This is a genomic window from Methanocella sp. MCL-LM (assembly GCF_049676595.1).
Lineage (GTDB): Archaea > Halobacteriota > Methanocellia > Methanocellales > Methanocellaceae > Methanocella_A.
The window spans coordinates 963,132-976,765 of sequence record NZ_CP187259.1 but is presented as its reverse complement, the minus strand read 5'-3'; the positions used below and the strand labels follow the sequence as shown (position 1 = coordinate 976,765).

16 protein-coding genes are annotated in these 13,634 nt (G+C 57.1%); 7 read left to right on the top strand and 9 right to left on the bottom strand.

Features of this window, described 5'->3' with window-relative positions:
- Positions 1-88 precede the first annotated feature (88 nt).
- Entirely contained in the window at positions 89-931 is an 843-nt protein-coding gene (locus ACPLPM_RS04890; protein ID WP_424359122.1) for a carboxypeptidase-like regulatory domain-containing protein, read from the bottom strand.
- A 216-nt stretch (positions 932-1,147) separates the two neighbouring features.
- On the opposite strand from ACPLPM_RS04890, the gene ACPLPM_RS04885 reads away from it, so the two are divergent.
- Positions 1,148-2,554, top strand: a complete 1,407-nt coding sequence (locus ACPLPM_RS04885; protein ID WP_424359121.1) for a DEAD/DEAH box helicase — start codon at positions 1,148-1,150, stop codon at positions 2,552-2,554.
- A 418-nt stretch (positions 2,555-2,972) separates the two neighbouring features.
- Here ACPLPM_RS04885 and ACPLPM_RS04880 read toward each other — a convergent pair whose 3' ends face one another.
- The 6 genes from ACPLPM_RS04880 to ACPLPM_RS04855 all read right to left on the bottom strand — a co-directional run bounded on the left by ACPLPM_RS04880 (position 2,973) and on the right by ACPLPM_RS04855 (position 8,308).
- The gene (locus ACPLPM_RS04880) at positions 2,973-4,157 is read right to left on the bottom strand and encodes a mechanosensitive ion channel family protein (RefSeq protein WP_424359120.1); all 1,185 of its coding nucleotides are present in this window, start codon (positions 4,155-4,157) and stop codon (positions 2,973-2,975) included.
- Positions 4,158-4,300: 143 nt separating this feature from the next.
- Entirely contained in the window at positions 4,301-5,080 is a 780-nt protein-coding gene (locus tag ACPLPM_RS04875) for a CBS domain-containing protein (protein ID WP_424359119.1), read from the bottom strand.
- Complete coding sequence (locus ACPLPM_RS04870) at positions 5,077-5,928, bottom strand: CBS domain-containing protein (protein ID WP_424359118.1); 852 nt, start codon at positions 5,926-5,928, stop codon at positions 5,077-5,079. Before ACPLPM_RS04870 ends, ACPLPM_RS04875 begins: the two co-directional genes overlap by 4 nt.
- A complete protein-coding gene (locus ACPLPM_RS04865) occupies positions 5,925-6,908 on the bottom strand; it encodes a CBS domain-containing protein (protein ID WP_424359117.1) in 984 nt (327 codons plus the stop codon). The genes ACPLPM_RS04870 and ACPLPM_RS04865 overlap by 4 nt, the downstream gene beginning before the upstream one ends.
- Complete coding sequence (locus ACPLPM_RS04860; protein WP_424359116.1) at positions 6,901-7,683, bottom strand: CBS domain-containing protein; 783 nt, start codon at positions 7,681-7,683, stop codon at positions 6,901-6,903. The genes ACPLPM_RS04865 and ACPLPM_RS04860 overlap by 8 nt, the downstream gene beginning before the upstream one ends.
- Before the next feature lie 16 nt (positions 7,684-7,699).
- Positions 7,700-8,308 carry a cyclic nucleotide-binding/CBS domain-containing protein gene (locus tag ACPLPM_RS04855; RefSeq protein WP_424359115.1) on the bottom strand — a complete coding sequence of 203 codons (609 nt, stop codon included), beginning with the start codon at positions 8,306-8,308 and terminating at the stop codon, positions 7,700-7,702.
- Between the two features lie 336 nt (positions 8,309-8,644).
- Between ACPLPM_RS04855 and ACPLPM_RS04850 the strand changes: the two genes are divergently transcribed.
- The 3 genes from ACPLPM_RS04850 to ACPLPM_RS04840 are packed head-to-tail and all read left to right on the top strand — an operon-like array spanning position 8,645 to position 10,106.
- The gene (locus tag ACPLPM_RS04850) at positions 8,645-9,280 is read left to right on the top strand and encodes an Era-like GTP-binding protein (RefSeq protein WP_424359114.1); all 636 of its coding nucleotides are present in this window, start codon (positions 8,645-8,647) and stop codon (positions 9,278-9,280) included.
- On the top strand, positions 9,252-9,626 hold the full coding sequence (locus tag ACPLPM_RS04845) for a DUF2073 domain-containing protein (protein WP_424359113.1): 375 nt from the start codon (positions 9,252-9,254) through the stop codon (positions 9,624-9,626). The genes ACPLPM_RS04850 and ACPLPM_RS04845 overlap by 29 nt, the downstream gene beginning before the upstream one ends.
- Positions 9,627-9,635: 9 nt before the next feature.
- Positions 9,636-10,106 (top strand): Zn-ribbon domain-containing protein, encoded by a 471-nt coding sequence (locus ACPLPM_RS04840; protein WP_424359112.1) that lies wholly within the window; start codon positions 9,636-9,638, stop codon positions 10,104-10,106.
- 51 nt (positions 10,107-10,157) lie between these two features.
- Here the strand turns inward: ACPLPM_RS04840 and ACPLPM_RS04835 are convergent, their stop codons facing one another.
- Positions 10,158-10,610, bottom strand: a complete 453-nt coding sequence (locus ACPLPM_RS04835) for a hypothetical protein (RefSeq protein ID WP_424359111.1) — start codon at positions 10,608-10,610, stop codon at positions 10,158-10,160.
- A 206-nt stretch (positions 10,611-10,816) separates the two neighbouring features.
- Between ACPLPM_RS04835 and pyrH the strand changes: the two genes are divergently transcribed.
- The 3 genes from pyrH to ACPLPM_RS04820 all read left to right on the top strand — a co-directional run bounded on the left by pyrH (position 10,817) and on the right by ACPLPM_RS04820 (position 12,449).
- Entirely contained in the window at positions 10,817-11,494 is a 678-nt protein-coding gene (pyrH, locus tag ACPLPM_RS04830) for a UMP kinase (RefSeq protein WP_424359110.1), read from the top strand.
- 12 nt (positions 11,495-11,506) lie between these two features.
- Positions 11,507-11,968: a hydrogenase maturation protease gene (locus ACPLPM_RS04825; RefSeq protein WP_424359109.1), complete on the top strand. Its 462-nt coding sequence runs from the start codon at positions 11,507-11,509 to the stop codon at positions 11,966-11,968.
- Between the two features lie 91 nt (positions 11,969-12,059).
- Positions 12,060-12,449, top strand: a complete 390-nt coding sequence (locus tag ACPLPM_RS04820; protein ID WP_424359108.1) for a hypothetical protein — start codon at positions 12,060-12,062, stop codon at positions 12,447-12,449.
- Here ACPLPM_RS04820 and ACPLPM_RS04815 read toward each other — a convergent pair.
- Positions 12,412-13,533 (bottom strand): hypothetical protein, encoded by a 1,122-nt coding sequence (locus ACPLPM_RS04815; protein WP_424359107.1) that lies wholly within the window; start codon positions 13,531-13,533, stop codon positions 12,412-12,414. The two genes, ACPLPM_RS04820 and ACPLPM_RS04815, sit on opposite strands and share 38 nt — an antisense overlap.
- Positions 13,534-13,634 lie beyond the last annotated feature (101 nt).

Here is a 13,634-nt window from a genome sequence, read left to right as displayed (position 1 = left end):
TATCCTTTTCTTACCGATAAAAAGATAACGTGTAACTGCCACGGCCAGGTATTACGTCGGCGACGGTTGAGGCGGCTGGAAAGCCCGCCTACTGCTTTCTGACTGCAGCGTATGCAATTACCACACCTGCGACGGCTGTGATGGCTGCGAAGCCCGGCAGTCCGGGAATGCCTGCGTTCGCCGGCGAGGCGGGAGTTGCGGATGAGATTATCGTAGCATCTGTCGTCGTATTTACGCGGCCGGACGGGTTGTTACCAGAAGTGGCAGTGGCAGTCGGCTCCGGGATTTTGTTTACGGTCATGTTGACCGAGACAGACGCGCCCTGGTTCACGTTGAAAGGCGCCGAATAAGCTTCGACGTAGCCGTCTTTCTCCACGTGCACCCGGTAGCCCGGAGCGCCGATGATACGGACGCCCTCGAACCGGTAATAGCCGCTGGTGTTTGTATAAGTAGCGTTGTAGACAGTAAACGCGTCCAGCGCGTCTACAAGACAAACCCTTGCATCGGTTATGGCTCCGCCATAGCCGGCCAGCGTAACGTACCCGGACACGTTGCCGGGCTTCGGGGTGGGCGATGGCGTGGGAGTAGGCGAAGGCCCGCTTCCGCCGAGGATCAGGGTATGGACATTACACGTATTCCCCGGCTCGATGCGTACGGGTACAGAATATGCATCGCTGTAGCCGGAGGCGTTAGCATACACCCGGTAAGCCTCCTGGCCGCCGGACGAGTTGATGCCGGAGAAGCCGAAATTACCCTCCGAGTCAGTCTTGCCCCCGGTGTAAAAGAGGCTGAGGTTAGAAGCGTTGACGATAGTTACGTTGGCTCCCTGTATCCCGGTGCCGTTCGTGTTGGTGACCCGGCCGGTGAGGCTGCCGGTGGTGTGCCCGGCAGGCATAGCCGGATACGGCTCGTAGGTAGCTGCGGCCGCCATAGCCGGCAGTAGGGGAGAAAGGGCTAGCACCACCAGCAGTGGGGAAACCAATAGGTACATAAGCTGTCGTCGCTTCATAAAATAGTCTTTATACAAAGGTTTGATAAGCCTTCTGTCACAATCGGTTAACCAGCAATAGTACTGCCCGGTTATTTGTAGAAAGGGCAGAAAAGTAATTTTAACTGAAAAGTCAAAAAATTTCCGGACCTGATCTCCTTGACATCATTCGATGCTTACCACCTGAGCGAACCTGTCCGCAGGTCGCTGGAAAAAATGGGCTTTGCCACACCTACGCCCATACAAGAGTTAGCAGTACCCGTAGCCTTAAAAGGCGGCGACCTCGTCGGGCAGGCCCAGACAGGCACCGGGAAAACCGTGGCGTTCGGCATACCGGTAATCGAGCACTGCAACGCCAGTCCGGGCCAGGTACAGGCGGTCGTCATAACTCCGACCAGAGAGCTCGCAATCCAGGTCTCGGAAGAGCTGAACAGAATAGGGGAGTTCAAAGGTATCCGGTCCCTGGCCATCTACGGTGGCCAGGACGTCCACCGGCAGATACACGGGCTAAAAAGCAGGCCGCAGATAGTCGTCGGCACCCCGGGGAGGCTCATCGATCACGTCCTGAGGCTGAAGACCATCAGCCTGGACGCCTGCCGGACGATTGTACTCGACGAAGCCGATAAGCTGCTGGAGATGGGCTTTCTCCAGGATACGAAGACCATCCTTAAAAAAATGCCGGAAACCTGCCAGGTCATGCTTTTTTCCGCCACGATGCCGGAGCCGATCCTCGAGCTGACCCGGACGTTCATGAAAGAGCCGGCCATGCTGGGCATAAAGGCGGACAAGGTCAGCGTCCCGGCCATAGCTCAATACTACGTAGAGGCGGAGGAGAAACAAAAGTTCGACGCCCTGGTCAGGCTGCTGCTAATCCAGGCACCTGAGCTGGCCATCGTTTTCGGCAGGACGAAAAAGCGAGTGACCGAGCTGTACGAAGCACTGACGAAAAAAGGCTATCCGGTAAGAGGCCTGCACGGCGATCTAGAGCAGGCCGAGCGGGACAGCGTCATGAAGCAGTTCAAAGAAGGCAGCATCAGGCTCCTGATTGCGACCGACGTGGCCGCCAGAGGCCTGGACATAAGCGGAGTCACCCACATTTATAATTTCGACGTGCCCCAGGACCCCGAAGGCTACGTTCACCGCATAGGGAGGACCGGCCGGGCGGGCAAAACAGGGGTCGCCGTCACCTTCGTCACCCCGGCGGAAAAGCGCCTGCTGAAAAACCTGGAGCAGTATGCCGGCCAGCGGATAGTGCCGCTGAAGGCCCCGACGGATCAGGAAGCCGTCGCAGGCCAGAAGCAGATGGCAAAGGAAGAGATACTGAAAGCGATAGAGTCCCGGGACAGCCAGAGGTACATCGACCTCGCCGAAGAGCTGCTGAAAGACAATGACCCGGCCTCGGTTCTGGCCGCCGCGCTGGGCATGATCATAAAAGAGCCCGATCTCCGGACGGTCGAACTGACGGAGATGCCGCCTGGAAAGGTCAAGAGCGAAGAAAAGCTGGAGGTAGAGCGCAGCAAGAAGCCCAGGGACCGTTCCCGGGGCCATAAGTACCCGAGAAAATAGTTCGATCCTAAAAACGAACGCTGCGCTGTGCTTGATACTGATTACTCGGATAGCATCAAAAGTGTTATCTCTGTGCTCGTGAACGTACACGATCGCTGCGCTGTGCCAGGATCACAGATTCTGACAGATTACGCAGATTGCACAGATGCTAATCGATAATAAAATAGAATGGTTCCCAGTATTCTTCTTATCTAATATAGCCGTCTGTGCAATCTGTTAAATCTGTCAGAATCATCAGATTCTGCGTAATCTGTGATCTGGCACAGCGCAGCGTTCGTCTTGCTATCTCACGTCATCGGAGTAATCCGAAACGCACAGCGCAGCGATCGTCTTGCTGTCACACGTCATCTGGGTAATCTGAAACGCACAGCGCAGCGTCCGTATTCGTTTGGCAGGCTCAGGATTAACTCAAAGAATACTATGCCGCCCGGGGCAGGACGGTCATGACCGGGTACGAGATCTCGATGTCCTCTTCTTTAAACCGGGCGAGGATCTGCCGGTAGATCTGGTCCGGCACGTCTAAGTCCTGCCGGTAGTCGGCGATCCACACGAGCAGAGTAATCTGCACCGCGAAGTCGCCGAGGGAGGAAACGTAGGAGGAAGGCTTCGGGTCCTTCAGTACCAGCTCGTTCGCCCCGGCAATTTCTTCCAGGACCTTGCAGGCCCGGTCGATGTCTGCCTTGTAGGCGACTCCTACGGTCAGCTGCAGGCGAAGGCGGGAATCGGGCAGCGAGAGGTTCACGATCTCTGTGTTCGCCATCTCCTTGTTAGGGATCACGATGACCTGGCGGGTTCTGGTCATTACCCGGGTGCTGCGCATGCCTATGTCGAGCACATCGCCCTGGCCGATGCCGGGGATGTGGAGGCGGTCTCCCACCTTGTACGGGCGGTCCATCAGGATGGCGACTGCGCCAAAGATGTTGGACAGCGATTCCTGGGCAGCCAGAGCCACGGCGAGGGACGCAATGCCCATACTGGCGACCAGCGCGGTAATCTCGATACCGAAGGCGCTCAGGATGATCAGTAACGCCAGCAGGTAGACGACAACGCTGATCATTTTTTCCGCAAACGGGATCAGATGGTCGTCCAGGTCCGAGTCGGTGTGAGGTGCCACGTCCCGGGAGTACCACCGGAGCAAGGCGCTGAGCAGGTTACTCACGAAGTACGCGATGACCAGGACCAGCGTCGCCAGGGCCGTGTGGTCGAGCGTTTCGATCAGGCCCGAGGAGAGGTTATCCATGGACTTCACAGCCAGGTAAACGCCCGTGGCCAGAAACAGCACGGCGATGGGGTTCTTGATCGCCGCGAGGAGCTCGTCATCGAGGGAGGAGGATGTATGCTTGACCAGCTTAGGGGCTATGTTTTTGACAAAGTAGCGGGCCACTTCCGAAAGCATCGTAAAGATTACGATGATTACGGCCGCTGTGGCGACATCGGCCATGAGGCCGGATGCCCCGGTGGTCGCAGTAATGAAAGCCTGGATCGGGTCAGCCAGCGGGTGAACGTCGATGGAAAAACCTGTCATGGCCGACGAGTTGGTAGCGGCCGTAGAATTTACGGCCTCAGTACCGTTCCCGGAAAGAGTAGCACCTAACTCCTGCATCGCTAAACACAGTGTCACTGGAATACTTAAACTTTTAGTTTGCGCCGAAGGCGCAAACGAGGGCCTTCGGCCCGGAGTTTAAACGATGTAAAAAAGGAAGGATCGCGCCGGGCGTAACTAAGAGATGCGTACCGGCTGTTGTTTTAGATGGCGCGAACGATGTCGCGCCTGGTGATTATGCCCACCAGCCGCCGCCGGTCGTCCAGTACCGGAAGGGCTCCCACGTCTTTGTCCAGCATGATGCGGGCCGCCTCCTTGATGTCGGTTTCCGGAGTGACGGTGGTGACGTTGACCCTCATGATGTCCAGAGCGATCATGCGCTCCACGTTGTTGTCCTCGTGGGTCTGGCTGGAGCGGTGTTTCACCCCTCTGAAAGCCGCGGCGACATCGGTCTCGGAGACGATCCCCACGAGAGTGGCACCGTCCATGATGGGTACCCGGCTGACGCTTCTCTCCATCATCAGCTTGCGGATAAAAGAGACCCTGGCGTCGGGAGGAGCTGTCAGGGGCGTCTTCATTAGCGAGGCTACAGGGCCTGACGGGGATACGTGCCGGAGGACGTCGCTGGTAGAAACTGATCCCCGGATGCTGGTATCGGCGACCACGACGGAGTCGACCTCTTTAAGGGCGTGGATAGCCTTTTCCAGGCCATCGTCGGGGCTGAGCAGCGCGAAGCTGTTGCTCAGCGCGTCGGCCGCGTGGAACAGCGAGGGCGGGTGGTTGTACTTCCGCCGGGAGCCCAGCGACTCGCAGATGCTGCGGATCGACAGGATACCCATGACCTGGCCGCCGTGCCGGACTATCAGCCTGCGCACGTGGTGTTTGTCCATCATGTCGAGCGCCTCGGTGATGCGCCCGGACTTGTCTATGATTACCGGCCTGGACATGACGTCCTTAAGCTTCATCATTGTCAACTGTGTCATTCCTGGCCCTCCGACAGCCATTTCAGGATATTTTCGTAGTTGAACTGCCCGACGATCTCCCCATCGACCACGGGGAGCATGTCGAAATTACTCTCTTCCATGATCCTGGCAGCATCCTGCGCCATCGTCTTTCGCTGCACGGTGACAAGAGGCGAAGCCATGACGTCTTCGGCAACCATTGGAAGCTTAACGTAAGCACGATACCTTTTTGGGCCCCCTATGGACTCTTTTCTCGCCTCTTTGAAACTTTTCCCGGTCCGGGGGTTGATCTCGACAAAGCCCAGATCGTCGAGGGTGATCATACCCGAAGCGTTCTTCTCGTTGTCCGCGTCGGTTACGACAACCCGGTCCGTGTTATTTTCTGTCATGACATCGATGACGCTGTTAATCGTGTGCAGCCGGCTCACCACTGCAGGCTTGCCGGACATCATGTCCCCCACCCTGAGCGGGCATCCGACGAGGGTGAAATACCTGACCAGATCGTGCTTGGTCACGATACCCAGCACCCCGTCCTTGCTGTTGTACACGACGAGGCTGGACACATCCCGGTCGAGCATTGTCTGCGCCACTGCCTGTACCTCCCCGGAGGGTTCGACAGTGATGGGATCCGGGGTCATGATCAGGTCTACCGGGACCTGGTCAAGAGGCCGCCGGCGCCACTGGGGCTCGGACTGGTTCAGCCGCATTCCGAGGTCTTTCTTCGTCACTATACCCAGAAGACGGCCCTCATCTACGACAACGAGGCGAGACACATCGTTGCGAAGCATCAGGTTCCGGGCCCTGGCCAGGTTGTCCCGAGCCGACACCGCGAAGACCGGCGCGGACATGATCTCGTCCACGGAAGTCATACTTCCTCCTTGAGCGACATGACAATATCGTACTCAGTCATGATGCCTGCCAGCCCGGAGCTGTCGATGACCGGCATACAGCCGATGCGGTTCCTCGCCATGATCTGGGCGACTGCCCCCAGGTCCTCGCCAGGTTTTGTCGTGAGGATGTCGGTCTTCATGATCGTGCTGATCGGAGCGCCCATTGCTTCACCGACGTTGCCTGTGACCAGCTTCCTGAACGCGTCCCCGCTCCCGAGGTAGCGCATGATATCGGTGGCGGTGATGATGCCGCAGACGAGGTTGCCCGCGGTGACCGGCAGCCTCCGGAAGCCGCTTGAAACCATCATCCGGGCAGCCGCCTCGATAGTCATGTCAGGCGGCGCCGTTGTCACTCGTTTGCTCATGATGTCACTCACCTTTCGTCCTGCAACTGATTCTCCCATGATCCGTACGACGTCCCGTTCGGTGAGAATTCCCACTATCCGGCGCTCCTCGTCGACCACCGGCAACCCCCCGATGGACCGGTTGATCATGAGGGCCACCGCGTCCTCCAGCGAGGATTCGTCAGACGCCGTCACGACGTCGTACTGCATGATCTCGGTGACCGGGGCGTTGATGGCAAGAATCATGTTGCCGTCGTACTTGCGATCGATGATCCAGCGCTTGTCTCCGCCGCCCAGGAAGTTGATGACGTCGATCACCGTGCAGATGCCTTCGATCCGCTTGGTACCGGGATCGGCCACGGGCAGGCGCCGGTAGCTGTAGCCCACCATAGTCTTAGCCGCGCCCATGACGGTCGTGGTGGGCGGTATAGTGACGACTTCCTTCCTGGCGACGGCCATGATGCCGCTCTCGTGCTTGGATATGCGCTGCTTGAAGTTCAGGTCCCTGGTCACCTGGCCTCTCTGCAGGTCGCTCTCGAACCGCCCGGAGTTGTATCGCCGGCTCCGCCGCTGATCTCCGAATTCCCCGACTTCGTTCCTGTTTACTCTAGTCAACGGTCAGCAGCCTCCTGCATACCTTCAGGATGTCGTAGCGGTCCACGATCCCCGTGAGCTTATTATTCTTGACCACGGGCAGCCTTCCGATGCCTCTCTCCGAGAAGATCCCGGCCGCCTTTTTCACGCCATCATCTTCGGTCACGGTAACGGCCGGGGTGCTCATAACCATCTGGACGATGCTGGGCGGCTTCTGAGAATCCTCGCCCTCCCGCTGGAACCGCACGTAGCCCCGCCGGAGGATGTCCTCGCGGGTGATCATCCCGATGACTTCCTGGCCCGCCCGGACAACAGGAAAGCCGTAGATACCAAACTCAGTCATGTTCCTCCACACCCGGGAAATCAGGTCTCCCGGCTCGCAAACTACCACTTTCCGGGTCATGACCTCGCTTACGGGCAGGTCAGGCAGGCCCAGGTCGTCCACACCTTCGAACATGTCCACGATGCTCAAAATGCCGATGATCCGGCCGCCGTCGAGAATGACGGGCAGCCTGCCTTCGTCTGTGTTGATAATCTTCCGGGCTGCGGTAGCCAGATCAGTATCGGGAGTGACCGTCGGCACGTCGAGCCGCACGTACCCGTCGATAGTAACGTCGGACTTGGTCGAGGTCACGTTGATGATATCCTGCACAGTTATCATGCCTGCGTACTTGCCGTTCTTCACCACGGGCAGGCTCTGGATGTTATTATCCCTCATGAGCTCCCGCGCTTTCGTCACGAACTCGCCAGGGCTTACCCACACAGGGTTTACTGACATAACGTCTTCCACTTTCATACTATCACACAGCAGTTCACTGGAAAAATGGCAGCTCGTCCCGGCATCTCGAGCAAACGTAAGTGCCATCGATGTTGATCAGAGACTCCTTGAAGTTCTGGCAGACCTCGCAGATGCCCTGCCTGAAGGAGTCGGGCGAGACTATACCCTCCTTTCCCCCGGAAAACTCTCCCTGGGGGTTATTCTGCCGGATCAGGTCCCGGAGGATCTCGCTAAGCTCTGAGGAGATAGATAACAGATCGGAGTCCGTTACGATACCGATCAGCTTTTTCCCCTGCACCACGGGGAGCCGCCTAATCCTGTGCCTTACCATCTCCCGGGATGCCAGCTCGGCGCTTTTTTCCGGCGGGACCGTGATGAGCGGAGTCGACATGAGCGCTTCTGCCTGAATAGAAGAAGGCTGCAAGTTTTTAGAGATCACCTTGACGACCAGGTCCCGCTCGGTCACGATGCCCACGGGCTGAGCGTCCCTGATCACGATGACGCAGCCAGTCCTGGATGCAGCCATCTTGCTTCCGATCGTTTCCGCCGTCTCAGACACGTCGGCGGTGATGAGCTTGCGCGACATCACGTCGCTCACTGATATGTCCGTCTCCATGGGCATGCTCCTTTCATATTCTATCATAATTACATCGTGCCATTTTGATTAAAATATTATCTATAATAAAACCACGATACTTCCCGTATATCAATGCTCACCCATTTTAATTACGGGCAGAGGCGTCTCTGCCGGCGATCGGCACGAACGTAACCGCAACGTCCGCTTCCGTGAAGCGTCCGCTTCTATAAAGCGTCCGCTTCTATGATGTATCCGCGCCTATGAAGCGTCCGCTTCCATGAAGTATCCGCTTCTATGAAGCGGCCTCAATGGACTCGAATAAGCCTGTTGTGGATATATTCGAGTCCGCAGCATATGCTTAATATAGGTACAGCAGCATATTGAAAAACGGCAGGGGATAGGATGTCAATTTTTACAAGTATCAAGGGTAGCCTGGCGAAGGTCAGAGGCCTGTTTGCCCGGCGCAAGATGGCCAGAATAGGGATTTACGGCCCGCCGAACGCGGGCAAGACCACCCTGGCCAACCGCATCGTCTCAGATTTTACCGGGGATACCATGGGCACGGCATCGCCCATCGCCCACGAGACCCGCAGGGTAAAAAAGAGAGAGGGAGTGACAATTAAAGCAGGCAGTGCATCGATCACCCTCGACGTGATAGACACCCCGGGCCTGGCGACCCGCATCGATTTCCACGACTTCATGGCGATGGGCATTCCGGAAGAAGAGGCCCGCCGCAGAGCCAAGGAGGCCACAGAAGGTGTGATCGAGGCCATCAAGTGGATGGACAACCTCGACGGAGTGCTCCTGGTCATGGACGCCAAAGAGGACCCGTACACCCAGGTCAACGTAACCGTGGTAGGCAACATGGAGGCGAGGCACCTCCCGATGCTGATCGTGGCCAACAAGATGGACCTGGATGGCGCCTCAGTCGAGCGCATCAAGGGCGCGTTCCCCCAGCACACCGTCGTGCCGGTGTCTGCCCTGAAAGGTACCAACATAGAGCTGCTTTATGAGACCATCGCCCACAGGTTCGGGTGAGAGCGTGGACGTCCAGATCAACATGATCTCTGCCGACAGGCTTAAGTCCCTCAGCTCAGTGGAAAAGGTCGCCCTGATCCTGGAAGACGTCAAGCGAGGCCAGGTCGTGATCCTGGAGAACGGCCTCGATCCTTTCGAGGAGGCCAGGCTGATCGAGTCGACCATGACGCAGATCGGCGAAGTCTTCTCCGGCATCGAAATCCAGAGCTACCCCCACGAGGCTAAGAAATCGTGGCTCGGCAGGCTCGGGAAGAAGGATAGCAGGCGGATGACTGTGATCGGCCCTGCAGACAGGATGAAAACGGTCCGGTGCGAGAAGGACATGATCTCCGCACTGATCTCCTGAGGTAAAAATATGCCCCACCGGTGCATTGACTGCAAGAACATCGTCGACAGCGGCTCCATCGACCTGAAGATGGGCTGCCCGGTCTGCGGCTGCAAAAAGTTCCAGTACGTGCGGCCCAAAAAAGAGGCTAAACCGCCCTCATCCCCGACAGTGGCAGAGTACGTCGCCCAGGCGGAAAAGCTGGCCAGGGCCGAGCTGGAGGCCAACGAAGCCGCGAGGGAAAACTTGCAGCAGATCAAGGAACCGTCGGCGAAGCCCGAGCCCAAACCCCCGGAGCCAAAAATCTCTGCGGCCGAAGGCCGCCAGGAAGGGCCCCGCATCGAGAGCGTCAGGATCATAGAGCCCGGCACTTACGACATCAACCTGCCAGTACTCATGAGCCGCAAAGAGCTGGTCATGTCGAAAGAGGAAGGCAGCTATTTCGTCGACCTGCCCTCGGCGCTCAAGGCGGGTAAAAAGGGCTGGCGCCAGAAGAAGTAGAAGTAGCAGAAATTACTGTATTTGAAAATTTTTTTTTGCCCTCAGGCCTGGCTACTGGTAGAAGAAGTCAGGCACTTCGGTTGCGTTGTTGATGATAATGGGCCTGTCCAGTGAACCGCCCCGTATCTCAAGCTGGTCGACGGGGACCGGTAACCGGGCGTTGCTGTCATACATGTACCACCCGTCAGAATAGGAAGACTGGTTGGAGGCTACGAAGCTGGCCACGCAGTCGGTGGTATCCAGGGTTTGCAGGTCTACGTCACCGAAGCCGGCTACCTCGTCCAGTATGGAGGCTCTCAGCGATCCCGTGCCGAAAAGCATGGAGAACACTTTGGTCATGAAGCCCGTGTTAAAGTAGACGGTCACGTGAAAATCCGGGCCGTCCGGCTCTACGATAATTTTAGTATAATGAATTCCGGCATCCCCGGAGGCTGCCTGTGCGGGAGCGGTCCCGACCAGCAGTAAGAGAGTCGAAACGATAACCAGCACATGTAATCTGACCATTATATACCCCAAACTTTAGACTGGAGACTTCATAGCATCGTACAACAATATAAAGCTTTTCAGTAGCGAAGAAAACCAAATTATCAGAGCGTTCGGCCACACAACACCGGCAATATACATGTATACCGCACCTTTATATACTGCAATTGCCATTATCGTGTGAACGTGCCGCTCCGTCCGGTACGTATCCACCAGAGGCAGGAACCATGAAGATCGTAGTTAAGGTGGGAGGCTCAGCCATTGTGCAGGGTCTGGACGCACAGCGCTTTAAGGATTACGCGGACGTGATCAAGCAGCTTGCTGACGAGGATCACACCATCCTCATCGTGATCGGCGGAGGAACGCCGGCCAGAGATTACATCAACGTTTCCAAACAGCTGGGCGCCAACAACTCAATTCTGGACTATATCGGCATAGGCGTATCCCGCCTGAACGCCAGGCTGCTCATCTCCGCGCTCGGCGATATAGCATACCCTGAGCCACCCTACGACTACCAGGAAGCAGGGCTGGCGATGTACTCCGGCAAAGTAGTAGTCATGGGCGGCGTCGTACCGGGCCAGACCACAGACGCAGTTGCAGCCATTCTCGCCGAGTACGTGCATGCAGATCTGCTGATCCGCACCACGTCCGTGGACGGCGTATTCACCGCCGACCCGAAGTTCGACCCGAAGGCGACCAAGATCGACACCATGTCCCCGCAGGAGCTGGTCGACATGGTCACGAAGATCGAGATGACCGCCGGCGCTAACAACATCTTCGACCCGCTGGGCGCCCAGATCGTCAAGCGCTCCCGCATACCCACCGTGGTGGTCAACGGCAAGCAGCCGAAGAACCTGATCAAGGCTGTAAAGGGCGAGCCCATCGGCACCATCATCAAAGGATAAAAAAGAGGTTTCATGAAGATCATTAAAGTTTTAGGCATCGGCAACATCCTGGTCGGGGACGACGGGTTCGGCCCCCGAGTGCTGGAGGAGCTGCAGACCCGGGAGATACCGGAGAACGTCGAGCTGATCGACGCCGGCGTGGGCGGTATGGCTATCCTCTCATGGATAGAGGATGCCGACAAGATCATCATCATCGACTCGGTCCAGACCGGCAACGAGCCGATCGGCACGGTTTACCGGTTCACAGACAAGGAGATGCCCCCTTCCGACATGTTCATGCTCTCGCTCCACGACCTAAACCTGGTCGACACCATCAACATCGGGCGCGTGGTGCAGAAGATGCCCGAAGAGATCATCATCTACGGCGTGGAAGTCATCAGGCTGACCGAGTTCACCAAAGAGATGTCCCCTGAAGTGGAAGCGGCCGTCAAGGAAGTCGCAGACCTGGTCATCGAAGAGATCAGGAACAGCTGAGCCAGAGTATCTGGTTGCTCGCAGTAATCGCCGGCTGCCGCCGGTTTTCTTTTTACCCTGTTTTATCCCCGCGTTCTCCTAAGCACTGACCATGTCGATGTTCAAAGTGGGCCGGTCATATTACTCGGTCAGCTTCGACCGGGAAGAGCTGCGAGTGATCCGCATCGCCTGCGCAGCCGTGGCCGCAAGGGAACAGTCGGCGGTGGACGAGGCCGCCGGGGCTGGCCTGAACGAGTACGCAGAGCAGGTAAAAATGGCGAACCTGGCCGTTGTCGCCGGCAATCTCGCGGCGCTCTTCAAGCCCGGACAGGAGATCCTGATCGAGAGAGAAGACCTGGAGCCGCTGGCGGAGGTCATCCGCAAGGGCTGCGACACCATGCCCGGAGAGGAAGAGGCGGCAAGCCTATACCGCGGGCTGAACAGGATCGAGACCCTTCTGGCCGCTAACGAGGCAGGAACGCCACAACCTCGAAAGCGATGAGCAGGATGATGATGATCTCCGTGATCAGCGCGATCTTACTGTACGAGATCTCCTGTGCCGTGGAGTAGAGGTCCTCAAGAGCGTCGATCTTGTGAGTGACGATGCCCTCGTAATCCTTTACTTTTAAGAGCCGGAGAATGTGCTCGTAGGCACCCTGGTAGTACCAGTCCGAGGTGACCTTCAGCGGGTTCATCAGGTCCTCGAGGTTGTCCAAGATGTCCAGCTTGAACTCGCTGACCTTGAGCAGCGAGCGCTCCAGCCGCCTGGGCGCCTGGGTGAACATGGTCGACTTCTGCGCGGTTTTGATCGCCTTGAACGCCTGGCCGATCTCTGCGTCGATCTTCCAGTCGTAGATGTGGAATAAGAACGACAGTGCCAGCCCCAGCTCGAGGTACAGCCGGATATCGTTGAAGTAGTCGTCGCAACCCTTGACCACCGCCGCCTCGTAGGAAACGAGGAACAAATCCTCGTCGTAGTACGAGATGTCGTGGGACAGCTTATCAGAGATTTCCTTGCTGTGCAGCCTCCGCTGGGATGACTCGCCGGATAAAAACCGGGTGATATCCGTGCCGTACTGGGATTTGAGGTCCGCCGGATCAAGGACCGGAGTATACTTTTCCAGCTTGAGCATGCTGTACTTCTTGGTGTGCTGGTAGAATACCTTAGCCTTGGCCGTCGACCCCGGCTTTATCTGCTCCCGGACCTCGTTCATCTTGCGCGCGATGAAAGCGTTCAGGTCGAGGCCGTCGATGTAGATGCCGTTGATGTGCATGGCCATGATAACGTCGCTCACAGTCATGCCCTCAGGTATGTCGAAGTCAACCCGGATAATTCCTACACCCATCGCATAAAGGTCAGCGGAACCCGTGACGTCGCAGATCTTGTTCAGCTTCTCCTTCTCCGAGACCAGCAGCCCGGTAAGCTTACCGAAGCTAACCTCTACAGGCTTGCTGTACTCGGTGCCGGACTGGACTTTGAAGAAGCCGGACAACGTCTGCTTATCAACTTCGCCGCCGGTGTCGAACGATACCAGAAAAGTGAGCTTGCCCTTCAGGACAGTCAAGCTCGCGTCAGGCTGAGACACAAATATCAATCATCCTAATGAAAGTTTTACCTATTCAGATATCTCCAATATACCGTATATATCTTTTGTTTTTCTGTAAAAAAGGCAGATAGTGAGGCCAT

Coding starts and splice junctions, on each gene's coding strand:
- ACPLPM_RS04890 (WP_424359122.1), bottom strand. CDS start 931: ATGGCGGCCGCAGCTACCTACGAGCCGTATCCGGCTATGCCTGCCGGG.
- ACPLPM_RS04880 (WP_424359120.1), bottom strand. CDS start 4,157: ATGCAGGAGTTAGGTGCTACTCTTTCCGGGAACGGTACTGAGGCCGTA.
- ACPLPM_RS04875 (WP_424359119.1), bottom strand. CDS start 5,080: ATGACACAGTTGACAATGATGAAGCTTAAGGACGTCATGTCCAGGCCG.
- ACPLPM_RS04870 (WP_424359118.1), bottom strand. CDS start 5,928: ATGACTTCCGTGGACGAGATCATGTCCGCGCCGGTCTTCGCGGTGTCG.
- ACPLPM_RS04860 (WP_424359116.1), bottom strand. CDS start 7,683: ATGAAAGTGGAAGACGTTATGTCAGTAAACCCTGTGTGGGTAAGCCCT.
- ACPLPM_RS04855 (WP_424359115.1), bottom strand. CDS start 8,308: ATGATAGAATATGAAAGGAGCATGCCCATGGAGACGGACATATCAGTG.
- ACPLPM_RS04850 (WP_424359114.1), top strand. CDS start 8,645: ATGTCAATTTTTACAAGTATCAAGGGTAGCCTGGCGAAGGTCAGAGGC.
- ACPLPM_RS04845 (WP_424359113.1), top strand. CDS start 9,252: ATGAGACCATCGCCCACAGGTTCGGGTGAGAGCGTGGACGTCCAGATC.
- ACPLPM_RS04840 (WP_424359112.1), top strand. CDS start 9,636: ATGCCCCACCGGTGCATTGACTGCAAGAACATCGTCGACAGCGGCTCC.
- ACPLPM_RS04835 (WP_424359111.1), bottom strand. CDS start 10,610: ATGGTCAGATTACATGTGCTGGTTATCGTTTCGACTCTCTTACTGCTG.
- pyrH (WP_424359110.1), top strand. CDS start 10,817: ATGAAGATCGTAGTTAAGGTGGGAGGCTCAGCCATTGTGCAGGGTCTG.
- ACPLPM_RS04825 (WP_424359109.1), top strand. CDS start 11,507: ATGAAGATCATTAAAGTTTTAGGCATCGGCAACATCCTGGTCGGGGAC.
- ACPLPM_RS04820 (WP_424359108.1), top strand. CDS start 12,060: ATGTCGATGTTCAAAGTGGGCCGGTCATATTACTCGGTCAGCTTCGAC.